Annotated in this window: 23 protein-coding genes and 1 pseudogene; 16 read left to right on the top strand and 8 right to left on the bottom strand. The window is 72.8% G+C overall.

Annotated elements, in window-relative coordinates:
* Positions 1 to 94: 94 nt before the first annotated feature.
* On the bottom strand, positions 95 to 535 hold the full coding sequence (mce, locus tag SZN_RS15120; protein WP_007495863.1) for a methylmalonyl-CoA epimerase: 441 nt from the start codon (positions 533 to 535) through the stop codon (positions 95 to 97).
* 161 nt (positions 536 to 696) lie between these two features.
* Here mce and SZN_RS15115 point away from each other — a divergent pair, with 161 nt between their 5' ends.
* The 3 genes and pseudogenes from SZN_RS15115 to SZN_RS15105 all read left to right on the top strand — a co-directional run bounded on the left by SZN_RS15115 (position 697) and on the right by SZN_RS15105 (position 4,386).
* Positions 697 to 1,899 carry an acetyl-CoA C-acetyltransferase gene (locus SZN_RS15115; protein WP_043730745.1) on the top strand — a complete coding sequence of 401 codons (1,203 nt, stop codon included), beginning with the start codon at positions 697 to 699 and terminating at the stop codon, positions 1,897 to 1,899.
* Between the two features lie 39 nt (positions 1,900 to 1,938).
* On the top strand, positions 1,939 to 2,895 hold the full coding sequence (gene meaB, locus SZN_RS15110) for a methylmalonyl Co-A mutase-associated GTPase MeaB (protein WP_007495859.1): 957 nt from the start codon (positions 1,939 to 1,941) through the stop codon (positions 2,893 to 2,895).
* Positions 2,896 to 3,095: 200 nt separating this feature from the next.
* A pseudogene (locus tag SZN_RS15105) lies at positions 3,096 to 4,386 on the top strand (MFS transporter).
* Here the strand turns inward: SZN_RS15105 and SZN_RS15100 are convergent.
* Complete coding sequence (locus SZN_RS15100; RefSeq protein WP_007495855.1) at positions 4,350 to 5,069, bottom strand: PepSY domain-containing protein; 720 nt, start codon at positions 5,067 to 5,069, stop codon at positions 4,350 to 4,352. The pseudogene SZN_RS15105 and the gene SZN_RS15100 sit on opposite strands and share 37 nt — an antisense overlap.
* A gap of 134 nt (positions 5,070 to 5,203) precedes the next feature.
* On the opposite strand from SZN_RS15100, the gene SZN_RS15095 reads away from it, so the two are divergent.
* Both SZN_RS15095 and SZN_RS15090 read left to right on the top strand, forming a co-directional pair.
* On the top strand, positions 5,204 to 5,881 hold the full coding sequence (locus SZN_RS15095; protein ID WP_007495853.1) for a response regulator transcription factor: 678 nt from the start codon (positions 5,204 to 5,206) through the stop codon (positions 5,879 to 5,881).
* Positions 5,878 to 7,362, top strand: a complete 1,485-nt coding sequence (locus tag SZN_RS15090) for a sensor histidine kinase (protein WP_007495851.1) — start codon at positions 5,878 to 5,880, stop codon at positions 7,360 to 7,362. The genes SZN_RS15095 and SZN_RS15090 overlap by 4 nt, the downstream gene beginning before the upstream one ends.
* A gap of 18 nt (positions 7,363 to 7,380) precedes the next feature.
* On the opposite strand, the gene SZN_RS15085 is transcribed toward SZN_RS15090, so the two are convergent.
* The 4 genes from SZN_RS15085 to SZN_RS15070 all read right to left on the bottom strand — a co-directional run bounded on the left by SZN_RS15085 (position 7,381) and on the right by SZN_RS15070 (position 10,038).
* Positions 7,381 to 7,857 (bottom strand): MarR family winged helix-turn-helix transcriptional regulator, encoded by a 477-nt coding sequence (locus tag SZN_RS15085; protein ID WP_007495850.1) that lies wholly within the window; start codon positions 7,855 to 7,857, stop codon positions 7,381 to 7,383.
* A 102-nt stretch (positions 7,858 to 7,959) separates the two neighbouring features.
* Complete coding sequence (locus SZN_RS15080) at positions 7,960 to 8,757, bottom strand: AIM24 family protein (RefSeq protein WP_007495848.1); 798 nt, start codon at positions 8,755 to 8,757, stop codon at positions 7,960 to 7,962.
* Entirely contained in the window at positions 8,754 to 9,404 is a 651-nt protein-coding gene (locus SZN_RS15075; protein WP_007495845.1) for an AIM24 family protein, read from the bottom strand. The genes SZN_RS15080 and SZN_RS15075 overlap by 4 nt, the downstream gene beginning before the upstream one ends.
* Position 9,405: 1 nt before the next feature.
* Positions 9,406 to 10,038 carry an AIM24 family protein gene (locus SZN_RS15070; protein ID WP_007495844.1) on the bottom strand — a complete coding sequence of 211 codons (633 nt, stop codon included), beginning with the start codon at positions 10,036 to 10,038 and terminating at the stop codon, positions 9,406 to 9,408.
* Between the two features lie 276 nt (positions 10,039 to 10,314).
* Here SZN_RS15070 and SZN_RS15065 point away from each other — a divergent pair, with 276 nt between their 5' ends.
* The 9 genes from SZN_RS15065 (at position 10,315) to SZN_RS15025 (ending at position 16,594) form a co-directional block, all read left to right on the top strand.
* On the top strand, positions 10,315 to 10,659 hold the full coding sequence (locus SZN_RS15065; protein WP_007495842.1) for a DUF3817 domain-containing protein: 345 nt from the start codon (positions 10,315 to 10,317) through the stop codon (positions 10,657 to 10,659).
* A complete protein-coding gene (locus SZN_RS15060) occupies positions 10,656 to 10,967 on the top strand; it encodes an MTH1187 family thiamine-binding protein (RefSeq protein WP_007495840.1) in 312 nt (103 codons plus the stop codon). The genes SZN_RS15065 and SZN_RS15060 overlap by 4 nt, the downstream gene beginning before the upstream one ends.
* 365 nt (positions 10,968 to 11,332) lie before the next feature.
* On the top strand, positions 11,333 to 12,442 hold the full coding sequence (locus tag SZN_RS15055) for a SchA/CurD-like domain-containing protein (protein ID WP_007495838.1): 1,110 nt from the start codon (positions 11,333 to 11,335) through the stop codon (positions 12,440 to 12,442).
* Between the two features lie 46 nt (positions 12,443 to 12,488).
* On the top strand, positions 12,489 to 12,953 hold the full coding sequence (locus SZN_RS15050; RefSeq protein WP_007495836.1) for a cupin domain-containing protein: 465 nt from the start codon (positions 12,489 to 12,491) through the stop codon (positions 12,951 to 12,953).
* On the top strand, positions 12,950 to 14,221 hold the full coding sequence (locus tag SZN_RS15045; protein ID WP_007495833.1) for a beta-ketoacyl-[acyl-carrier-protein] synthase family protein: 1,272 nt from the start codon (positions 12,950 to 12,952) through the stop codon (positions 14,219 to 14,221). Before SZN_RS15050 ends, SZN_RS15045 begins: the two co-directional genes overlap by 4 nt.
* Positions 14,218 to 15,468, top strand: a complete 1,251-nt coding sequence (locus tag SZN_RS15040; RefSeq protein ID WP_007495831.1) for a ketosynthase chain-length factor — start codon at positions 14,218 to 14,220, stop codon at positions 15,466 to 15,468. The genes SZN_RS15045 and SZN_RS15040 overlap by 4 nt, the downstream gene beginning before the upstream one ends.
* Before the next feature lie 19 nt (positions 15,469 to 15,487).
* Positions 15,488 to 15,754 carry an acyl carrier protein gene (locus tag SZN_RS15035; protein WP_007495829.1) on the top strand — a complete coding sequence of 89 codons (267 nt, stop codon included), beginning with the start codon at positions 15,488 to 15,490 and terminating at the stop codon, positions 15,752 to 15,754.
* 1 nt (position 15,755) lies between these two features.
* Positions 15,756 to 16,235, top strand: a complete 480-nt coding sequence (locus SZN_RS15030; protein ID WP_007495828.1) for an SRPBCC family protein — start codon at positions 15,756 to 15,758, stop codon at positions 16,233 to 16,235.
* A 26-nt stretch (positions 16,236 to 16,261) separates the two neighbouring features.
* Positions 16,262 to 16,594 carry a TcmI family type II polyketide cyclase gene (locus SZN_RS15025; RefSeq protein WP_007495827.1) on the top strand — a complete coding sequence of 111 codons (333 nt, stop codon included), beginning with the start codon at positions 16,262 to 16,264 and terminating at the stop codon, positions 16,592 to 16,594.
* Between the two features lie 82 nt (positions 16,595 to 16,676).
* On the opposite strand, the gene SZN_RS15020 is transcribed toward SZN_RS15025, so the two are convergent.
* Together SZN_RS15020 and SZN_RS15015 are read right to left on the bottom strand one after the other, a co-directional pair.
* Entirely contained in the window at positions 16,677 to 17,642 is a 966-nt protein-coding gene (locus SZN_RS15020; protein ID WP_007495826.1) for an amidohydrolase family protein, read from the bottom strand.
* Between the two features lie 37 nt (positions 17,643 to 17,679).
* A complete protein-coding gene (locus SZN_RS15015; protein ID WP_043730749.1) occupies positions 17,680 to 19,308 on the bottom strand; it encodes an FAD-dependent oxidoreductase in 1,629 nt (542 codons plus the stop codon).
* Between the two features lie 150 nt (positions 19,309 to 19,458).
* Here SZN_RS15015 and SZN_RS15010 point away from each other — a divergent pair, with 150 nt between their 5' ends.
* Both SZN_RS15010 and SZN_RS15005 read left to right on the top strand, forming a co-directional pair.
* Entirely contained in the window at positions 19,459 to 20,727 is a 1,269-nt protein-coding gene (locus tag SZN_RS15010; RefSeq protein ID WP_007495824.1) for a cytochrome P450 family protein, read from the top strand.
* The gene (locus SZN_RS15005) at positions 20,724 to 21,050 is read left to right on the top strand and encodes an antibiotic biosynthesis monooxygenase family protein (RefSeq protein ID WP_007495823.1); all 327 of its coding nucleotides are present in this window, start codon (positions 20,724 to 20,726) and stop codon (positions 21,048 to 21,050) included. Before SZN_RS15010 ends, SZN_RS15005 begins: the two co-directional genes overlap by 4 nt.
* Positions 21,051 to 21,097 lie beyond the last annotated feature (47 nt).

Genomic DNA, 21,097 nt, shown 5'->3' with positions numbered 1-21,097 from the left:
ACCCCGGAACGGTCCCCCCGCAAAAGGGCGGGACCGGGCCACCCCGGTTCAGGGAGCGACCGCCCCCAACCCTACCGGCCCCTATGTACGAGGGTCAGTGCTCAGGTGACTCAACCGGCGCCGAAGTGACCAGTTCTGTCAGTACGCCGTGACAATCCTTGGGGTGCAGGAAGGTGATCCGTGACCCCATGGAGCCGCGCCGGGGCTCTTCGTAGAGCACGCGTACGCCCTTGTCCTTGATGCCGGCGGCGTCCGCGTCGACGTCGGCCGTGCCGAAGGCGATGTGGTGCACCCCCTCGCCGTTCTTGTCGAGCCACTTCGCCACGGCGGAGTCCGGCCGGGTGGGTTCGAGAAGCTGCAGGTAGGAGGCGCCGCCGTCGGAGGTCTCGTTGATCTTGAGCATGGCCTCGCGGACACCCTGCTCCTCGTTGACCTCCGAGTGGTACACCTCGAAGCCGTAGGTGGCCCGGTAGAACTCGACGGTCCTGTCGAGGTCGAAGCAGGCGATCCCGATGTGGTCGATTCTCGTCAGCATGGGATTCAGTGGAGCGCTCCTGGAGTGGTTACGCAACGTGCGCGCGATCACACCGACGGCCCGATGACGGCACGGAGTGCCACTCAGTACATTCGAAGTAAACCCTCGTTCACTCCTCGGCTGTCCAAGCTGGAAGGGGATCGCACCTCATGTCTTCTGGGATGTCTTCTGGAAACGGCACGACGTCCGTCATCGTCGCGGGTGCCCGCACCCCGATGGGGCGGCTGCTCGGCTCGCTGAAGTCCTTCTCCGGGGCCGACCTCGGCGGCTTCGCGATCAAGGCCGCCCTCGACCGTGCGGGGATCGGCGGCGAGCAGGTCCAGTACGTGATCATGGGCCAGGTGCTCCAGGCCGGGGCGGGGCAGATCCCGGCGCGCCAGGCCGCGGTCAAGGCCGGCATCCCCATGAGCGTGCCGGCGCTGACGGTCAACAAGGTCTGCCTGTCGGGCCTCGACGCGGTCGCGCTCGCCGACCAGCTGATCCGCGCGGGTGAGTTCGACGTGGTCGTCGCGGGCGGCCAGGAGTCCATGACCAACGCGCCCCACCTGCTGCCGAAGTCCCGCGAGGGCTTCAAGTACGGGGCGATCGAGATGCTCGACGCCATGGCGTACGACGGTCTGACCGACTCCTTCGAGGGCATCGCCATGGGCGAGTCCACCGAGAAGCACAACACCCGCCTCGGCATCGCCCGCCCCGAGCAGGACGAGATCGCCGCCCTCTCCCACCAACGCGCCGCCGCCGCCCAGAAGAACGGGCTGTTCGAGGCCGAGATCACCCCGGTGGAGATCCCGCAGCGCAAGGGCGACCCGGTGCTCTTCAGCAAGGACGAGGGCATCCGCGCCGAGACCACCGCCGAGTCGCTGGGCAGGCTGCGCCCCGCGTTCTCCCGGGACGGCACGATCACGGCCGGCTCGGCCTCCCAGATCTCCGACGGCGCCGCCGCCGTCGTCGTCATGAGCAAGGCCAAGGCGCAGGAGCTCGGCCTGGACTGGATCGCCGAGATCGGCGCGCACGGCAATGTCGCGGGCCCGGACAACAGCCTCCAGTCCCAGCCCTCGAACGCCATCCTGCACGCCCTGGGCAAGGAGGGCCTGGAGGTCTCCGACCTCGATCTCATCGAGATCAACGAGGCGTTCGCCGCCGTGGCCGTGCAGTCAATGAAGGACCTCGGCGTGTCCACGGAAAGGGTGAACGTCAACGGTGGTGCCATCGCCCTGGGCCACCCGATCGGCATGTCCGGCGCACGGCTCGTGCTGCACCTGGCGCTGGAGCTGAAGCGCCGGGGCGGCGGGGTCGGCGCGGCCGCGCTGTGCGGTGGCGGCGGCCAGGGCGACGCCCTGATCGTGCGGGTACCGAGGGCCTGAGTCCTCCTTCTGTGGGAACACTGTGCGAACGGAGCTGTGATGCAGGACGTCTCCACCCTGGTGGCCCAGGCCAGGGAAGGCCGGCCGCGTGCCGTGGCCCGGCTGATCTCCCTCGTGGAGGGGGCGTCCCCGCAGCTGCGGGAGGTCATGGCGGCCCTCGCCCCGCTGACCGGCAACGCCTACGTGGTGGGCCTGACCGGCTCGCCGGGCGTGGGCAAGTCGACCTCCACCTCGGCGCTGGTGACGGCCTACCGCAGACAGGGCAGGCGGGTCGGCGTCCTGGCCGTCGACCCGTCCTCGCCCTTCTCGGGCGGCGCGCTGCTCGGCGACCGGGTCCGGATGTCCGAGCACGCCTCCGACCCCGGGGTCTACATCCGCTCGATGGCGACCCGCGGCCATCTGGGCGGCCTGGCCTGGGCCGCGCCGCAGGCGATCCGGGTGCTCGACGCGGCCGGCTGCGAGGTGATCCTCGTCGAGACCGTCGGCGTGGGCCAGTCCGAGGTCGAGATCGCCTCCCAGGCCGACACCTCCGTCGTCCTGCTCGCCCCCGGCATGGGCGACGGCATCCAGGCGGCCAAGGCGGGCATCCTGGAGATCGGCGACCTGTACGTCGTCAACAAGGCCGACCGCGACGGCGCCGACGCCACCGCGCGGGAGCTGAACCACATGCTCGGGCTCGGTGAGTCCCGTGGCCCCGGCGACTGGCGCCCGCCCATCGTCAAGACGGTCGCCGCCCGCTCCGAGGGCATCGACGAGGTGCTGGAGGCGCTGGAGAAGCACCGTGCCTGGATGGAGGAGCGGGGCGTCCTGGCCGAGCGCCGCCGGGCCCGCGCCGCCCGCGAGGTGGAGGCCATCGCCGTCACCGCCCTGCGCGAGCGCATCGCGGACCTCCACGGTGACCGCCGCCTCGGCGCACTCGCCGAGCGCATCGTCACCGGAGAACTCGACCCCTACCGGGCGGCCGACGAACTGGTGGCAGGACTGACGACGCGCTGAGCCCGGCCGGACCGGGGCGGCGGACCGGGGCGGCGGCATGGCCGACTCCGGTGCCGCGCTGCTAAGTTGACGCCCATGCACCTCCTCATGGCCTAGGGCACACCCCGCCCGCGCACGGTGGACGGCCGGCCGGCCGGGACCGTCGCGGCGCACAGGCGTCCCCTTTTTCCGCCGTGAGCCGAGGAACCCCCGTGTCCGCCATGCCCCCCGCGCGGCCGTCGTACGCCGCCGTCCTGCGCGTCCCCCACGCCCGCCGCACCTTCGCCGCCGCGCTGCTCGGCCGGGCTCTCGTACGCGGTCGCCCCGCTGTCCGTGATGCTCGCCGTGACCCGCTCGTCCGGGTCGTACGCGGTGGCCGGCGCCGTGATGGCGCTCTTCTCCGGCACCAGCGTCTTCCTGTCGCCCGCGCGGGCGGCGCTGATCGACCGGTACGGGCCGCGCCGGGCCCTGGCGCCGATGGCCGCGCTCTACACCGTCCTGCTGGGCGTCCTCACCGTGGCCGTGTGGCGTCCGCAGGGCACCCCGCCGCTCGTGCTCGGCGCGGTGACGGCGGCGGCGGGCGCCTGCACCCCGCCGCTCGGCCCGGCCATGCGCGCGGTGTGGGGGCGGCTCGCACCCGGCCGCGCGCTGCTCCAGCGGGCGTACAGCCTGGACGCCGTCGCCGAGGAGCTTCTCTTCGTCTCCGGTCCGCTGCTGGTCGGCGTGGTCGTCGCCCTCGCCCCGCCGGCCCTCGGCATCGCGGCCGGCGCGCTGCTGATCGCGGCCGGGACGGCCGGCTTCGTGACGTCCCCGGCCGTCCGGGAGGTCCCGCCCGCGGCCGGGCGGTCCGCGCGGGGCGGGCGCCGGGTCCTCGGCGGGATCCGGCGGCCGGTGACCGCCGCCCTCGGCGTCGGCCTCACGCTGGGCGCCGTCGAACTGCTCGTCGTGGCGTACGTCGAGGGCCGCGGCCGGGGCGGTGAGACGGTCGCCTGGGTGCTGGCCGCCCTGTCGGCGGGCAGCGCCGTCGGCGGACTGCTCAACGGGGCCGTCGCCTGGCGCACCCCGGCGGGCGTACGGCTGCCGCTGCTGACGGCCGGGCTCGGACTGGCGGTGCTCGCCGCCGCGGCGGCCCCCGGCACGGTGATCCTCGCGGCGGCCATGGCGCTCGCCGGTCTCTTCGTGGCGCCCGCCCTCACCACGGCGTACCTCCTCGCCGACGAGGCGGCGGCGCCCGAGGCCCGGGTGCGGGCGGGAGCCTGGGTCAACACGGGCGTCAACGCGGGTGCCACGGCGGGCACCGCGGGTGCCGGGGTGCTGGCCGCGGCGCTGCCGACCGCCTGGTGCCTGGTGGTGACGGGTGCCGTGACGCTGGGCGCGGCGGCGGGCGCGGCGGCGACGGCGCCGAGGGGCGCCACCCGTGACGGGGGCGCCCCTCGGCCGGTGGGGGACGGGGATCGCGGTGCGGCGGTCCGGGGTCAGTCGTCGTCGCCGCGGTCGTCGCCGTCGTCGTGACCGCCGCGCTGGCCGCGGTCGTCGTGACCGGCGCGGTCGTCGCGGTCGTCGCTGTCGTCGTGACCGCGGCGGTCGTCGCGGGACTGGGTGACCTTGCCGGTCTTCAGGTCGACCTTGAACTCGCCCTTGGCGGTCTTCACGCTCCAGGCCCGGGGGCCGTCGTCGTCGAGGTCGACGTCGGTGACCGTGCCCCTGGCCGCCCCGGCGACGGCCGCCTCGCGGGCGTCGACCGACGTGCCCTTCAGACGGGCGAGGTCCCCGCGGCCGTTGTGGTCGTCGCGGTCGTCGCTGTCGTCCCGGTGGGCGCCGAGGACCTTGCCGGTGCTCGTGGAGACGCGGACGTCGCGCTCGGTGCCGTTGGACCTGACCACGTCGACCTCCCAGGCGCGGGTGCCGTCGTCGTCCAGGGAGACGCCGACCGCGGTGCCCGGCGTGTTCTTCAGGGCGGCGGTGATGGCGTCGGCGGCGCTCACCTTGGCCCCGGCGGGCCGCGCGGCGGACCCGTTGCCGCTCTTGCGGTCGCCGGTCCGGTCGTCCACCGTGCCGGCCCGGTCGTCGGCGACCCGGGTGCCGGACGGGCTCTGCGTCGGAGCGCCGCCGTCGTTCCCGACCGCGTAGGCGGCGACCGTGCCGCCGATGAGCGTCGCGGCGGCGACGGTGGCGATGACGATGTTGCGCTTCATGGGGTTCCCTCCCGGTTCGGCCGACTGCTGAGGAGTCGTTGCCTTTCGACGTCCACCAAGGTGCCGGAGCGACGCTGAGAGGAACCTGAAGGACCCTGAAGAGATCTTCAGGGAGGCTTTGCCAGGCTGTACCCATGCGCCTGCTCATCGTGGAGGACGAGAAACGCCTCGCCCGGTCCCTCGCCCAGGGACTGACGGCCGAGGGACACGCCGTCGACGTCGTCCACGACGGCGTCGACGGGCTGCACCGGGCGAGCGAGGGGGTGTACGACCTCGTGATCCTCGACATCATGCTGCCCGGCATGAACGGCTACCGGGTCTGCGCCGCCCTGCGCGCCGCCGGCCACGACGTGCCGATCCTCATGCTCACCGCCAAGGACGGCGAGTACGACGAGGCCGAGGGGCTGGACACCGGCGCCGACGACTACCTCACCAAGCCGTTCTCGTACGTCGTCCTCGTCGCCCGCGTGAAGGCGCTGCTGCGCCGCGGCGGACAGGGGGCCGGGGCCTCGCCGGTCCATGTGCTCGGCGACCTGAAGGTCGACACGGCCGCCCGCAGGGTCTTCCTGGGCGCGGTCGAAGTGCCCCTGACGACCAAGGAGTTCGCGGTGCTGGAGACCCTGGTCGTGCGGGCCGGGGAGGTGGTGTCCAAGTCCGAGATCCTGGAGCACGTCTGGGACTTCGCCTACGAGGGCGACCCGAACATCGTCGAGGTCTACGTCAGCACCCTGCGGCGCAAGCTGCACGCCGGGCTGATCCGCACGGTGCGCGGCGCGGGATACCGGCTGGAGCGGGTGGAGGCGGCGCCGTGAGGAGGCGGCTGTTCGGCTCCGTGCGCTCCCGGGCCACGCTGGCCGCCACCCTCGTCGTCGCGGTGGCGCTGGTGGCGGCCGGGACCGCCGTGCTGCTGTCCCTGCGGTCCAATCTGACCGGGCAGGCGGGCACCGACGCGGCGGGCGCGGCCCGCGCCGTCGCGGTCGAGCTGGCCGACGGCCGGCCCTACGCCAAGCTGACCGGCCTGGACGACGACGACCGCCCGGTCCAGATCGTCGACGAGAAGGGGACACCCGTCGCCGTCAGCAAGGACCTGCAGAAGATCAGCGGCACGGGCGTCGACTCCGTGCGGCCGCGACCGTCCACCGTGAACAAGGACAGGAGCGGCGGCCGGGACGACTCCGACGACTCGGGGGACGGCGGTTCCGACGACTCCGGCGACGGCGGCGCGGACGACTCCCCCAAGCCCGGTGAGATCGCCTCGGACACCGGCTACACCAACGGCTCCGCCACCGTCGACGGCCAGCGCGCGGACTACCGGTTCGCCTCCGTCCGCGTGGAGTTCGAGGACCGCGGCCGGCTCACCGTGTACGCCGGGGCGCCGCTGTCCGCCGAGCGCAGCGCGGTCGGCACCACCACCACCGTGATGCTGATCGGCTTCCCGCTGCTGCTCGCGGTCGTCGCCGGCGCCACCTGGCTGGTCACCCGGCGCGCGCTCAGCCCCGTCGAGGGCATCCGGCGCGAGATGGCCGCCATCACCGCCTCCGAGGACCTGGCCCGCCGGGTCCCGGTGCCGGCCACGCACGACGAGGTGGCCCGGCTCGCCCTGACCACCAACGAGACGCTGACCGCCCTGGAGACCTCCGTGGAGCGCCAGCGCCGCTTCGTCGCGGACGCCTCGCACGAACTGCGCAGCCCGATCGCCTCGCTGCGCACCCAGCTGGAGGTGGGCGCCGCCCACCCCGAGCTGCTGGACCTGGACGGCGCGGTGCACGACACCGTACGGCTCCAGGTGCTCGCGGCCGATCTGCTGCTGCTGGCCCGTCTGGACGCGGGGGAGCGGCCGGGGCAGGCGCGGTTCGACCTGGGCGCGCTGGCCCGGGAGGAGGCCGGGGGCCGGGCCGGGGTGAGCGTCGACGCACCGGACGCGGAGCTGCCGGTGATCGGGTCCAAGGGCCAGGTGGGGCGGGTGCTGACCAACCTGCTGGACAACGCGGCGCGCCATGCCCGCTCGGCGGTCACGGTGAGCGTCCGCGAGGAGCGCGGTGAACACGAGGAGGGCGACTGGGCCGTCGTCGCCGTGGCGGACGACGGGGACGGCGTGGCCGAGGCCGACCGCGAGCGGATCTTCGAGCGGTTCGTACGGCTGGACGAGGCCCGCAGCCGCGACGACGGCGGGGCCGGGCTGGGGCTGGCCATCGCGCGGGACGTGGCCGTACGGCACGGGGGCACGCTCACCGTCGACCGGGCGCCGGCGGGCGGAGCCCTGTTCGAACTCCGCCTGCCGCGGGCGCGGTAGGCCGCGGGCCGGGTCCGGCTACGGCCTGCCGCGCTGGCCGCGCAGGTGCTCGGCGATCGGCTTGAGGGCCTTGTCGAGTTCGGTCAGGGCGTCGGGGGACAGCAGGTCGATGAAGTGCCGGCGCACGGACGCCACGTGGTGCGGCGCGACCTTCCGCATGGTCTCCAGGCCGTGGTCGGTGAGGACGGCGTAGAGCCCGCGGCGGTCGGACTCGCAGTTCTCGCGCCGGACCAGGTTCGCGTTCTCCATCCGGGTGATCTGGTGGGAGAGGCGGCTCTTGGACTGGAGGGTCGCCGACGCGAGGTCGCTCATCCGCATCCGTACGCCCTCCGACTCGGAGAGGTTCACCAGGATCTCGTAGTCGTTCATCGTCAGGCCGAACGGCTGGAGGTCCTTTTCGAGCTGGTACGTCAACAGCCTGTTGACCTCCAGGTGGGTGCGCCAGGCGCACTGCTCCGCATCGGTCAGCCAGGGGGTGGCCGTCTCGGTCTCCATGAATGAAGTCTACCTAAAATGTTGAAAGGCGAACTAGTGAGGGTGTGTCCGTGAACCGGCGGTGTGCGCACACGTTCGATGTCACACTCCGCAGACTACCGCTCACAGCCCGAAGCGACGCTGGAGGTCTCCCAGCTGTCCGGGAAGGCGCGGTGTGCCGGCGGCTTGTGAAGACCCTGTGCGGACCCCGCCGGAACCGGGCACTCCGGCGTCCGGCGGAGGGGTCCCCGTGGCCTGCTCGGCCATGAGGGTCTCGCTCGACTGCAGCAGCACCGTGCCGGCGCCCGCGAACTCGAACTGGTGCTCCTCCCCGGAGGCCCCGCCGAGGCCCGTCAGCGCACGTAGACCGCCCATCACGCCGGTCATGTAGCCATGGTCGTAGTGGTGGCACGGGGAGGGGCAGTCGGCCCAGCCCACCAGCGCCTGCGGGTCCACCCTGATCGGGGGTTCCATGAACACCACCGGACCGTTGGACGCGGCCACGAACTTCCCGGTTCCGATGAGCGTCAGGAATCCCGGCACGATCGACTGCTTGAGCGTCAGACTTGGCTGAAAAGCGAGCAGGTTGCCGGAGCGAATGGTCAGGTTGCCGTCTTCGAGGTCGTACGAATTGACGTCGAAGGCCCGGTCGGCCAGCAGCATCTTGCCCGAGCCCTCGGCGACGACCCAGTCGCTCGCGTGCAGAGGCGAATGGAACGACGTACGGACGAGCCGGTCGAGCCGGCCGTGCCCGATGCCGTTGAACTCCATCGAGCCGTAGTAGGCGATCATCTTCCCCTTCTGCAGGAACCACTGGCTCCCCTTGAGCTCCACGCAGAAGGTGTAGGCGTTGACGTTGTCGTCGGAGGGCAGCGTCATGGGGTCGTGCACGGCGGGCCCCGCGCCGGGGTAGTGGCTCACAGCTTCTCCTCCGAGGCCTGGACGTACACCGCGCCGCTGCCGCTCAGCTCCAGCTGGAACGCCTCGCCGGAGCCGCGGCCCACCATGTCGCGCCAGCCGAGCGCGGTCGACAGCTTGTTGTGCACGTCGCCGTGGTGGGCGACGTACGCCTGGGGGTCGACATGGACGGGGCGCTGCGGGGTGATCGGGATCTCGAAGACCCCGCCGTGCGCCATGACCGCCACGGCGCCGTGCCCCTTCAGCGTCGTCGTGAACAGCCCCTGCCCGCTGACCTGGCCCCGCACCATGCCCATGACCCCGCCCTGCGAGCCGAGGAAGAGCGTGCCCTGCTGGAGCGTGCCCTCGAAGGCGAGCAGCCGGTCCGCCTCGACGCACAGGGTGTCCCCGGCGAGGCCGATCACCTGGATGTGGTGCCCGCCGTGCCCGAAGAGCACGGTGCCGCTGCCCTCGACGGTCATCAGCGGGGTGTCCTCGTTCGCCACCCGGCGCCCGATCATGGACATGATCCCGCCCTGGCCGCCGGCCGTGTTCGGGGTGAAGGACACCTCGCCCCGGTAGGCCAGCATCGCGCCGCGCTGGCTGAACAGCCTCTGGCCGGGCGCGACGGTGGCCTCGATCATCTTGGAGTTGATCTCGCGGAAGGCCATCTCAGACGTCCCCCGCGATCGTGTTGCGCTCGCTCGGCTGCACGTACACCAGCCCGTCCCCCTCGAACCTGATCTGGAACGCCTCCCCGCCGCCCTCGCCCAGCAGCGTGCGGAACGTCACACCGGACTGGAAGGACTGCCGCAGGTTCCCCTGGTGCGCCACGTACGCTCCCGGGTCGACGGTCAGCGGGTACTGCGCGCTGACCCGCAGCACCACCGCCTGGCCGTCCGACATGATCGCCGCCTGCCCGTGCCCCTCCACGGTCGTGGTGAACAGCCCGTTGCCCTGGGAGGCGCCGCGCAGTCCGGTGAAGGTCGTGCCCGTGCGCAGCCCCGCGTCGGTCGCGAGCAGATTGCTCGACTCGACGTAGAGCGTGTCGCCCCGGAGGGTGACGAGGTTGATCTCGGAGGCCCGGTCCGCGAACCAGCACGTCCCGTGCCCCTTCACCTCCATCACCGTCATCTGCTCGCCGGTGAGCCGCCGGGTCACCATGCCCCGCAGTCCCTCACCGCCGCCGCTCATCTTCTTGAAGGCCATCTGGCCGTCGTACGCGACCATGGAGCCGTTCTTCGCCTTCACGGCGTCTCCGGTCATGTCGACGGCGAGGACCTTGCTGTCCTGAAGTCGGAACATCGCCACGCAGCGAAGGTATCCGCAGGCCGCCGCCGCCGACAGGTACCTGGGACGTACTTCACCCCCGACCCGGCCCCGACCCGGCCCCGAGACGGCCGCCGGCGGACCGGCTCGGGGAGGAGGGCGCCCGCTCCCGTCGCGCCCCGGACGCGATCACGACCCCGGGACCGGAGCCGCGCCCGGGGTTTGCCACAATGGGCGAGCGTTTGTGCTCGCGTTCACAAGCCGATCGCCGCCCGAGCGCCCCTCTCCCACCGACCCCATCGAAGGTGACCCGTGGACATCAAGACCGCCACCGCCCTCCGCCGCCTGCGCCTGGTATCGGCGCCCGAAGCGGTGTCGTTCCTGCTCCTGCTCGTCTGCTCGGTACTGAAGCGGACCACGGACTTCAACGCGGTGCCCGTCATGGGCGCGGTCCACGGCTTCCTCTTCGTCCTCTACGTGGTCTTCTGGGCCGACGCCTGGAACCGCGCCAAGTGGCCGCTGAAGACCGCCGCGCTCTACTTCGCCCTCTCCGTCCTGCCGGGCGGCGGCTTCTTCGCCGAGCGCCGGCTCAAGCGCGAGGCCGAGGACGCGGTGATCGCCTCCCGCGCCCGCCAGGAAGGTGTCGTCGGCGCATGATCGTCGCGTTTTCCGTGACGCCGCTCGGCGTCGGCGAGGACGTGGGGGAGTACGTCGCCGACGCCGTGCGCGTGGTCCGCGAGTCCGGCCTGCCCCATCGCACCGACGCGATGTTCACCAGCGTCGAGGGCGACTGGGAGGACGTGATGGACGTCGTCCGGCGGGCCGTCGCCGCGGTCGAGGCACGGGCGCCCCGGGTGTCCCTGGTCCTCAAGGCCGACATCCGCCCCGGCGTGACCGACGGCCTCACCTCCAAGGTCGAAACCGTCGAACGGCACCTGGCGGGCCAGGACGTGTTCCGAACGTAGCGTCGCCTCTGCGCGTCCCCGCCCCCCGTCCCCGCCCCCGAAGGCGCCGCGGACCCCCTCGTGACCCAAGCCGCCCCGGCCGGGGCGGGCTTCGGCGCGAGGCCGGTCCCGCGGCGCCTTCGGCGTGTCCGGGCACCACCGTCCGCGAGGGCCGCACGGGGGCTCCGCGGGGGTGGTGACGCGGTGTCCGGCCGGGGCGCGCGGCGGCATTGCGGCCTGCCCGGCGGGCAGTTCCCCCCTTTGGCCCGCGTGGCTCGCGGAGCCCCGGGCCCTGACCCACGATGAAGGCTCAGGGCCGGAACCCGCGTTCGCGCAGGTGGACGGGGACGGCCGCCGCTCGCTCCCGCGAAGGAAGGGTCTCCCGGATGACCACTTCGCCCTACACGTCCCAGTCGGCGTTCGACGGCTCCAGAATGCGCGTCCTCCTCCTCGTCGACCTCCACGAAGGCACCCAGCAGCAGTTCCTGGACGCCTACGAGCAGATGCGCGACCGGGTCGCGTCGGTGCCCGGACACCTCGGTGACCAGCTGTGCCAGTCGGTGGAGAACCCCTCCCAGTGGGTCATCACGAGCGAATGGGCCACCGCCCCGCCCTACCTCGCCTGGGTCAACAGCGAGGACCACATCGAGACCGTCCGGCCTCTGCAGAACTGCGTGCGCGAACTGCGCTCGCTGCGCTACGGCGTCGTCCGCGAGACCGGCGGCGAGCACCCGCGGGCCGGCGCGCTCCAGAGCACCGTACGCGTGGGCGACGGCGTGATCCGCCACGCCCTGACCTTCACCGTCAAGCCCGGCTCCGAGTCCGAGGCCGCCCGGATCCTCGCCGGGTACGCCCCGCCCGAGTCCCGCGTCGACGCCACCACCCGGCTGAGCCGCACCACCCTCTTCATGCACGGCAACCGGATCGTGCGGACCGTCGAGGTGGAGGGCGACCTGACGGCGGCGCTGCGCCACGTCTCCCGCCAGCCCGAGGTACGGGCCGTCGAGGAGGCGCTCAACCCCCATCTGGAGCAGCACCGGGACCTCACCGACCCCGACTCCGCGCGCACCTTCTTCGTCCGGGCCGCCATGCCGCCCGTGCACCACGTGGCCCGCGGCGGCCCGGAGCCGGACGGCGTCCGGCGGCACGCCCTGTTCTACCCGGCCCGCAAGGGCTGCGGGACGGCGCTGGCCCGGCTGCTCGGCCGGCAGGACGAGACGGCGGCGGCCGACCCCGCCTCCCCCGTCCACCGCAGCACCGTCTTCCAGCGGGAGGACATCGTCGTCCGCCTCGTCGACGTACGGGGCGACCTGGAGACCGACCCGGTCCGGGCGCTCGGCATCCAAGGCGCCCGCACGGCCGCCGTACTGGCGCGCCTGCTCGACGCCGAAGCGCTCGCCGTCCCCGGACCGCTCTCGGGCGACCGGGGAGCCGACCGCCTCCTCGCCCGCGCCGGCATGGCGCTGATCACCGACCGCCGGGCCGCGCGGCCCTGACGGCGCGGGGACCGACACCTCACCGACCGACCTGGAGACAACCACCATGGAAAAGATGCGCCCGCGCGTCGTCGACCTGAACGAGATCGAGCCCAACCGCAAGCGCGGAGGCGACATCCGCACCCTGCTCACCCCCGTCACGGCGGGCGCCACGAGCGGTTTCATGGGCCTGGCCATCCTGCGGCCCGGCGAACGCATCAGCGAGCACTACCACCCGTACTCCGAGGAGTTCGTGTACGTCACCGAGGGCCGGCTGGAGGTCGACCTGGACGGGGAGACCGTCGGCCTGCGCGCCGACCAGGGCCTCATGATCCCCATCGACATGCGGCACCGCTTCCGCAACGTCGGTGACGAGGAGGCCCGCATGATCTTCCACCTGGGCCCGCTGGCGCCCGAGCCGAGGCTCGGCCACGTCGACACCGAGGCGCCCGAGCTCGGCGACGACGTCACCTCCTACCCGCTCGTCCAGGAGAAGGGCGCCCGATCCGAACGCCCCGGGGTCCTGTCATGACCCGGCGCGTGGCGGTGACCGGCATAGGCGTGGTCGCCCCCGGCGGGATCGGGGTGCCCGCGTTCTGGGACCTCCTGTCCAACGGCCGTACGGCGACCCGCGGCATCACCCTGTTCGACCCCGAGGGCCTGCGCTCGCGGATAGCCGCCGAGTGCGACTTCGACCCCCTCGCGTACGGCCTCGGCATCGACGTCGTCGAACGCGCCGACCGGTACATACAGTTCGCCCTCGTCGCCGCCCGGGAGGCGGTGACCGACAGCGGCGTCGACCTCGCCGAGGAGAACCCCTGGCGGGTGGCCGTGTCCCTGGGCAGCGCGGTGGGCGGCACCACCCGCCTGGAGCACGACTACGTCCTCGTCAGCGAGCGCGGCGCGCGCTGGGACGTCGACCACCGCGCCGCCCAGCCCCAGCTGCACCGGGCGTTCTCGCCCAGCACCCTCGCCTCCGACGTCGCCGAACGCTTCGGCGCCCAGGGGCCGGTGCAGACCGTCTCCACCGGCTGCACCTCGGGCCTGGACGCCGTGGGCTACGCCTTCCACACCATCGAGGAGGGCCGCGCCGACATCTGCCTCGCCGGCGCCTCCGACTCCCCGATCTCCCCGATCACCATGGCCTGCTTCGACGCCATCAAGGCCACGTCGCCCAACAACGACGACCCGGAGCACGCCTCGCGCCCCTTCGACGCCCGCCGCGACGGATTCGTCATGGGCGAGGGCGCCGCCGTCCTCGTCCTGGAGGAACTGGAGCACGCCAGGGCCCGCGGCGCGCACGTCTACTGCGAGATCGGCGGCTACGCCACCTTCGGCAACGCCTACCACATGACCGGTCTGACCTGCGAGGGCCTGGAGATGGCGCGGGCCATCGACGAGACGCTCGACCACGCGCGCCTGGACCCCACCGAGGTCGACTACGTCAACGCGCACGGCTCCGGCACCCGGCAGAACGACCGGCACGAGACCGCCGCGGTCAAGAAGTCCCTCGGCTCGCACGCCTACGACACCCCCATGAGTTCGATCAAGTCCATGGTGGGCCACTCGCTCGGCGCGATCGGCGCCATCGAGGTCGTCGCCTGCGTGCTCGCGCTGGCCCGCCAGGTGGTGCCGCCGACGGCGAACTACGAGACCCCCGACCCCGAGTGCGACCTGGACTACGTCCCGCGCACCGCGCGCTCGCGGCGGCTCGACAACGTGCTCTCCGTGGGCAGCGGCTTCGGCGGGTTCCAGTCCGCGGTGCTGCTGACGGGACCGAACGGGAGGAGACGACGATGAGCGGTCGACGCGCCCGGCGCACAGCCGTCACGGGCATGGGAGTGGTCGCCCCCAACGGCCTCACCGCCGAGACCTACTGGAAGAACGTCAAGGAGGGCGTCAGCGTCCTCGACCGGATCACCCGGGAGGGCTGCGAGCACCTGCCGCTGCGCGTCGCCGGCGAGGTCCGGGGCTTCGACGCCTCGGCGCTGATCGAGGAGACCTTCCTCGTCCAGACCGACAAGTTCACCCACTTCGCGCTCGCCGCCGCCGACGCCGCCCTCCAGGACGCGGGGCTCTCCAGCGCGGCCTGGACCGACGAGCCGTACTCCGTCGGCGTGGTCACCGCGGCCGGCTCAGGCGGCGGCGAGTTCGGCCAGCGCGAGCTGCAGAAGCTGTGGGGCAAGGGCTCCCGGTTCGTCGGGCCGTACCAGTCCATCGCCTGGTTCTACGCGGCCAGCACCGGTCAGATCTCCATCCGCAAGGGCTTCAAGGGCCCCTGCGGTGTGGTGGCCAGCGACGAGGCGGGCGCCCTGGACGCCGTCGCCCACGCCGGCCGGGCCGTGCGCCGGGGCACCGACGTCGTCGTCGTCGGCGCGGCCGAGGCCCCCCTCGCGCCGTACTCGGGGGTATGCCAGCTCGGCTACCCCGAACTCAGCACGGTCGAGGACCCCGCCCGCGCCTACCGGCCCTTCACCTCCGCGGCCTGCGGCTTCGTACCCGCCGAGGGCGGCGCCGTACTGATCGTGGAGGACCTGGAGCGGGCGCGGCGCCGGGAGGCGGACGTCCGGGCCACCGTGGCCGGGCACGCCGCGACCTTCACCGGCGCCTCGCGCTGGGACCGGTCGCGCGAGGGGCTCGCACAGGCCGTGCGCGGCGCCCTCGACGAGGCCGGCTGTGCACCGGAGGAGATCGACGTGGTCTTCGCCGACGCCCTCGGCGTCCCCGAGGCGGACCGCGCCGAGGCCCTCGCCCTGGCCGACGCCCTCGGGGCGCACGGCGGGCGGGTGCCGGTCACCGCCCCCAAGACCGGCATCGGACGGTCGTACTGCGGGGCACCGCTGCTGGACGTCGTGGCCGCGGTGCGGGCCATGGAGGACGGGCTGGTGCCGCCCACGCCGGGCGTCTTCGACGTCAGCCACGACATCGACCTGGTGACCGGCACCGCCCGCCCGGCCGAACTGCGCACCGCCCTGGTCCTCAGCCGGGGACTCATGGGCTCCAACGCCGCCCTCGTACTGCGCGCGGGCACCGGCTCCGCCCTCTAGAACGACAAGGAGAACCCTCATGACCACAGAAGTGACCGGAGTGACCGTCGAGGAACTGGCCACGCTGATGAAGCAGGCCGCCGGCGTCACCGTCGACCCGCGGGAACTGGAGCGCCGGGCCGACACGCCCTTCTCCGAGTTCGGGCTGGACTCGCTCGGCCTGCTCGGCATCGTCGGCGAGCTGGAGAACCGCAACGGCCGGGCGCTGCCCACCGACGCGGAGCGCTGCACCTGCCCGCGCGCCTTCCTCGCCCTGGTCAACGGCTCGCTCACGACGGGAGCCTGACATGGCCGGACACACCGAGAACGAGATCACCATCGCCGCGCCCCTCGACCTCGTCTGGGACATGACGAACGACCTGGAGCGCTGGCCGCAGCTGTTCAGCGAGTACGCCTCCTGCGAGGTCCTCGCCCGCGACGGCGACACGGTGACGTTCCGTCTGACGATGTTCCCCGACGAGAACGGCAAGGTCTGGAGCTGGGTCTCGGAGCGGGTCGCCGACCGCGACAAGCGCGTGGTGCGGGCCCGCAGGGTCGAGACCGGCCCGTTCGCCCACATGAACATCGTGTGGGAGTACGAGGAGACCCCGGCCGGCACCCGGATGCACTGGACGCAGGACTTCGCCATGAAGCCCGGGGCGCCCGTCGACGACGCCGGGATGACGGAGATCATCAACCGCAACTCGCCGATCCAGCTCGCCCTCATCCGCGACCGCGTCGAGCAGGCCGCGGGCGAGCAGCGGACCGCCTCCACCACCCCCGCCTGAGCGGCCCGCTCACCCGAGGAGAACCCATGCACCACGCCCTGATCGTCGCCAGGATGGCCCCGCACGCGGCGCAGGACATCGCCGACGTCTTCGCGTCCTCCGACCGCGGCGAACTCCCGCACCTCGTCGGGGTGAGCCAGCGCTCGCTGTTCCAGTTCGGCGATGTGTACATGCACTTCATCGAGTCGGAGCAGGACCCCGGCCCCGCCATCCAGCAGGTCGCCGGACACCCCGAGTTCGTCGACGTCAGCCGACGCCTCGAAGCCTTCGTCAGCCCCTACGACCCCGAGACCTGGCGGGGTCCCAGGGACGCGATGGCGCGGCGCTTCTACCACTGGAAGCGCGACGCCGTCCGCTGAGGAACGGCCGCTCCACCGCGGCACACAGGCCGCCGCCCGCGCCGAACGGCGCGGGCGGCGGCCTTGTCGCGGCGGAGCGGGCTCAGCCGCGGGCGAGCCCCGGCATCAGCCGCAGCGCGTTGTCCCGGTTGATGCCCCGCAACTGCTCCTCGGACAGGAACGGGTCGGCGTCCAGGGCCGGCGCCACCCGGTCGACCAGCACGTGGCCGGGCGTCGGCGGCCAGTCGGTGCCGAAGAGGATGCGCGCCGGGTCCACCGTCGCGAGCAGGGTCGGCGTGGCCGAGGGGGACATGGGGCCCGCGGTGTCGAACCAGAACCGGTGCAGGTGGTCGCGGACCCGGCCCGGCTCGATCGGCGGGTTCAGCGATCCGCCGAACAGCTCCAGCCGGGCCGCCATGTACGGCAGGAAGCCGCCGCCGTGCGGCAGCACGAAGCTGAGGTTCGGGTAGCGGTCCAGGGTGCCGTTCCTGATGAGGTTGACCGCCGCGCGGGTTGTGTCCATCAGGAAGTCGCACACGAAGGGCGGCATCCCCGGCAGACCGGGAGCGCCGTCCTTGCCGGCCGGCACCTCCATGGGGTGGGTGCTGATGACCGCGGAGCGCTCGTTCAGCTCCTGGAGCAGGCGGTCGTGCGACGGGTCGCCGAGGAAGACCCCGTTCACGCTGGTGCGGGTGCTCACCCCGACCGCGCCCAGCTCGTCCAGGCCGTACGCGACGCTCCACGAGGACAGGTCCAGGTCGTCGAGGAAGACGGGGGTGAAGAACGCGAACCGGCCGGGCGCGGACGCGGCCACGTCGGCCGCCGCGCGCAGGGCGACCCGCGCGCTCTCCTGGCGCACGGCACGCTCCTGGAGGCGGCCGAGCATCGCCACGGTCATCACCGCGGTGCCGATGCCCGTCTTGTCCATCAGCTCCAGTGCCGCGTCCTGGTCCCAGCGCGTCCACCACGGCAGCTTCCCGCGGCTGACGATGCCGCGTTCCTCGGCCCAGTCCAGCCAGGCCGGGGCGGTGAAGTGGTGGTGGACGTCGATGCGTCCGGCAGGGGTCATGGCAGCGTCCTCGTCTTTCGTCGGCGTACGGCGGGGGTCAGTCGCGGCAGAGCACGCTCTGCAGCACGGCGGTCAGCACACGGTCCGTGTCGGGCATCGCCGCGTCGGCCCGCCAGGCGACGAACCCGTCCGGGCGCACCAGGACGGCGCCGTCCTCGGCCGTGCCGTGCAGCTCCGCCCAGTCGGCGTCCGGCTCCGGCACGAGGTCGTGGTCGGGACCGGTGCCCACGAGGTACGCCGCCACCGGCACGCCGAGGTTCGCGCCCGCCTTCTCGACGGCGGTACGCCACTTCTGCCCGCCGGAGCCGGCCAGCAGCACGAAGGAGCGCTCGTACAGGTCGAGCGTGGAGATGCGCTCGCCTTCCCGCAGGACCCACATGTGCGGGGCGCGGCTGCCGGGTTCGCCGCCGAGCTGGAAGGAGTCGGGGACGACCGGGCGCTGCGCGGGGGCGTCCACCACGGCACCGGAGGCGTAGCGGTAGCAGAGGGCGACCGTCATCAGGTCGGCCGGGTCGTCGTTGCGGCCGGCGGGGCTGAAGCCGGGGTGCTCCTCGTCGGCGGCCTGGGCGCAGGCACGGGCGCCGGTGGCCAGCGCGACCGGGCGCCGTTCGGCCTCGTAGGTGTCCAGCAGCGGCAGGCCGGCCCAGCCGCGCAGCACCGCGGCGAGCTTCCAGGCGAGGTTGTGGCCGTCCTGGATGCCGGTGTTGGAGCCGAACGCGCCGGTGGGCGGCATCTCGTGGGCCGAGTCGCCGGCCAGCAGGACCCGGCCCGCGCCGTAGCGGTCGGCCACGCGCTTGGAGGCGTGCCAGGGGGCGCGTCCGGTGATCTCGACGTCGATGTCGGGGACGCCGACGGCGGCCCGGATGTGCGCCGCGAGCCGCTGGTCGGTGAAGTCCGCCAGGTTCTCGCCCCGGCCGGGGTACCAGGGGACGTGGATGACCCACTTCTCCTCGTTGTCCACCGGCAGCAGCGCGCCCTCACCGTCCGGGTGGGTCACGTAGCAGACCACGAAGCGCTTCTCCCCGACGTGCGCCTGGAGCTTCCTGCTGCGGAAGGTGACGCTGACGTTGTGGAACAGCTCGCCCGGACCGGACTGGCCGATCTCCAGGCGGGTGCGCACCGGGCTGCGCGGGCCGTCGGCCGCCACGAGGAAGCCGGCCTCGACGGTGTACGTCTGCTGGGTGGTGCGGTCCAGCACCTCTGCCCGTACGCCGTCCGCGTGCTCGGTGAAGGAGAGCAGCTCCGTGTTGAAGCGGACGTCAGCGCCCAGCTCCCGGGTGTACTCCAGCAGCACCGGCTCCAGGTCGTTCTGGCTGCACAGGCACCAGTCGGAGGAGCTGACCCGCGAGACGTCCATGCCGCCCGCGATGTCCCCGACGATCCAGCGGCGCCGCGCGCCCACCAGGGTGTCGACCTGGAGGATGCCGTCGTTGCCGGACAGGGTGCGGGCCGCCCCCCGGATGCGCGACTCCAGGCCGGCGGTCCGGAAGAGCTCCATGGTGCGCACGTTGTTGCCGCGGCCGCGCGGGTGCGTGGACGTCGCGGCGTGCCGCTCCACGAGCAGGTGCTGGATTCCGAGGCGTCCCAGGAATACCGAAGTGGAAAGTCCCACCAGGGATCCGCCGACGACGAGAACTGGTACAGATTCCGCTTGGTGTGCGCTCACGTCGTCGATGTGTACCAAGCCCGTCGTCCGCCACACACACGTCGTCCGGCGAGCCGACCCATATGGCGCAGCGCCGTTTGCGGGCCGTCGCGCACCGGGAAACTGTGGGCTCTGAGCCAGGGAAATCCACGCCGAACCCGGGGACCAGCCATGACGCAAGCGTTCGCATCCGAGGAGTCCGAGGCGCTGTCGTTCGAGGAGGCCGCCGCCGCGGCCTCCTCGTGCAGCCGGGAGTTCCGCGCCGACCCGCACCCTGTGTACGCCACGCTGCGCGAGGCGGCGCCGGTCTGCCCGATGTCCCCGCCGCACGGCGTCGAGACGTACCTCATCACCCGCTACGACGACGCCCGCGCGGCCCTCGCCGATCCCCGGTTCAGCAAGGACATGTACGGCGCCCTCGACGCCTACCACCGCATCTTCGGCGACTCGTCGATCGCGCTCGACGACAACATGCTCTTCTCGGACCCGCCGAAGCACACCCGGCTGCGCAGGATCGTCGGCAGCACCTTCACCCCGAAGCGGGTCGAGGCGCTGCGGCCGCGCGTGGAGCAGATCACCGCCGGGCTGCTCGACCGGTGTCCGACGTCCGCCCCGGTCGACCTCCTCCCGGAGTTCTGCTTCCCGCTGCCGCTCCAGGTGATCTGCGAACTCCTGGGCGTTCCCGAGAACGAGCGCCAGAAGGCCCAGGAATGGTCCGCGACCGTCGCCAAGACCGGTTTCGGTCCGGAAGCGCGCGCGAAGCTGGAGATCGCCGAGGGGAATCTCCGCGAATACCTCGTGGAACTGTGCGCGCGCAAGCGCAGGGAGCCGGACGACGGCCTGCTCAGCGCGCTCGTCACGGCGAAGGACCAGGAAGGCGCGCTCACCGACCACGAACTCGTCTCCACGGCCTGGGTCCTGCTGTTCGCGGGCCACAAGACGACGGCGTACCAGATCGGGAACACCGTGCACCATCTGCTCGGCCGGCCCGAGCAGAAGGCGATGGCCCTCAAGGACGCGAGCGCGCTGAACGCGGCGATCGAGGAGGTGCTGCGCTTCGAGACCTCGGTGGAGAACGCCACCTTCCGGCACGCCACGGAGGACGTGGTCCTGCGGGACACCCTCATCCCCAAGGGCGCGCTCGTGCAGATCTCCCTCGCCGGCGCCAACCGCGACCCGGAGATGTTCGCCGAGCCGAACGAGATGGACGTACGCCGTCCGAACGTCCAGGCCACGCACCTCGCCTTCGGCTTCGGCCCGCACTACTGCGTCGGGGCGCCGCTGGCCCGCCTGGAGATGCAGACCGCCCTCACCACGCTCTTCGCGCGCTTCCCGCGCGTGGCGCGGGCCGGCGACCCGGGGGAGGCGCGCTGGATGACCGTGCCGTTCCCCGCCTTCCGCGGGCTGGCCGAGCTCCCCGTCGTCCTCGACCCGTCATGACCGCCGGCTCCCCGGCCCCCGAACGGGTGCGCGTGGTGCGGCTGCTGCGGGTGCGCGAGGGCATGGAGGCGGACTTCGTGACGTCGTATCGCGAGGTCCGGCGGGGGGCGGAGGGCTTTCCCGGGCACCTCGGCGAGCAGCTGTGCCGCTCCCTGGACGACCCCGCCCAGTGGATGCTCACCAGCGAGTGGGCGAGCCTGGAGGCCGTCCAGCGGTGGCGCACCGGCACCGACCACCGGGCGCTGGTCGCGCCCATGAACGCCTGCCTGCACGACGACCGGTGGACGGCTGTCTTCCGGATCAGCGAGGCGACCCCGGCGTAGACCGGTGACCGCGGGCGGGGGAGCGGGCGGGGGACCGAAGGGCGAGA

Origin of the sequence: Streptomyces zinciresistens K42, assembly GCF_000225525.1 — a bacterium.
In the GTDB taxonomy this organism is placed as follows: Bacteria; Actinomycetota; Actinomycetes; order Streptomycetales; family Streptomycetaceae; genus Streptomyces; species Streptomyces zinciresistens.
The sequence above is the reverse complement of the archived record's forward strand: the minus strand, read 5'-3'. Positions and strand labels throughout refer to the sequence as shown.

Excerpts from the sequence above, each read along its gene's own strand:
- mce (WP_007495863.1), bottom strand. The coding sequence starts at position 535 with ATGCTGACGAGAATCGACCACATCGGGATCGCCTGCTTCGACCTCGAC.
- SZN_RS15115 (WP_043730745.1), top strand. The coding sequence starts at position 697 with ATGTCTTCTGGAAACGGCACGACGTCCGTCATCGTCGCGGGTGCCCGC.
- meaB (WP_007495859.1), top strand. The coding sequence starts at position 1,939 with ATGCAGGACGTCTCCACCCTGGTGGCCCAGGCCAGGGAAGGCCGGCCG.
- SZN_RS15100 (WP_007495855.1), bottom strand. The coding sequence starts at position 5,069 with ATGAAGCGCAACATCGTCATCGCCACCGTCGCCGCCGCGACGCTCATC.
- SZN_RS15095 (WP_007495853.1), top strand. The coding sequence starts at position 5,204 with ATGCGCCTGCTCATCGTGGAGGACGAGAAACGCCTCGCCCGGTCCCTC.
- SZN_RS15085 (WP_007495850.1), bottom strand. The coding sequence starts at position 7,857 with ATGGAGACCGAGACGGCCACCCCCTGGCTGACCGATGCGGAGCAGTGC.
- SZN_RS15075 (WP_007495845.1), bottom strand. The coding sequence starts at position 9,404 with ATGGCCTTCCGCGAGATCAACTCCAAGATGATCGAGGCCACCGTCGCG.
- SZN_RS15070 (WP_007495844.1), bottom strand. The coding sequence starts at position 10,038 with ATGTTCCGACTTCAGGACAGCAAGGTCCTCGCCGTCGACATGACCGGA.
- SZN_RS15060 (WP_007495840.1), top strand. The coding sequence starts at position 10,656 with ATGATCGTCGCGTTTTCCGTGACGCCGCTCGGCGTCGGCGAGGACGTG.
- SZN_RS15055 (WP_007495838.1), top strand. The coding sequence starts at position 11,333 with ATGACCACTTCGCCCTACACGTCCCAGTCGGCGTTCGACGGCTCCAGA.
- SZN_RS15050 (WP_007495836.1), top strand. The coding sequence starts at position 12,489 with ATGGAAAAGATGCGCCCGCGCGTCGTCGACCTGAACGAGATCGAGCCC.
- SZN_RS15045 (WP_007495833.1), top strand. The coding sequence starts at position 12,950 with ATGACCCGGCGCGTGGCGGTGACCGGCATAGGCGTGGTCGCCCCCGGC.
- SZN_RS15040 (WP_007495831.1), top strand. The coding sequence starts at position 14,218 with ATGAGCGGTCGACGCGCCCGGCGCACAGCCGTCACGGGCATGGGAGTG.
- SZN_RS15035 (WP_007495829.1), top strand. The coding sequence starts at position 15,488 with ATGACCACAGAAGTGACCGGAGTGACCGTCGAGGAACTGGCCACGCTG.
- SZN_RS15030 (WP_007495828.1), top strand. The coding sequence starts at position 15,756 with ATGGCCGGACACACCGAGAACGAGATCACCATCGCCGCGCCCCTCGAC.
- SZN_RS15025 (WP_007495827.1), top strand. The coding sequence starts at position 16,262 with ATGCACCACGCCCTGATCGTCGCCAGGATGGCCCCGCACGCGGCGCAG.
- SZN_RS15020 (WP_007495826.1), bottom strand. The coding sequence starts at position 17,642 with ATGACCCCTGCCGGACGCATCGACGTCCACCACCACTTCACCGCCCCG.
- SZN_RS15010 (WP_007495824.1), top strand. The coding sequence starts at position 19,459 with ATGACGCAAGCGTTCGCATCCGAGGAGTCCGAGGCGCTGTCGTTCGAG.
- SZN_RS15005 (WP_007495823.1), top strand. The coding sequence starts at position 20,724 with ATGACCGCCGGCTCCCCGGCCCCCGAACGGGTGCGCGTGGTGCGGCTG.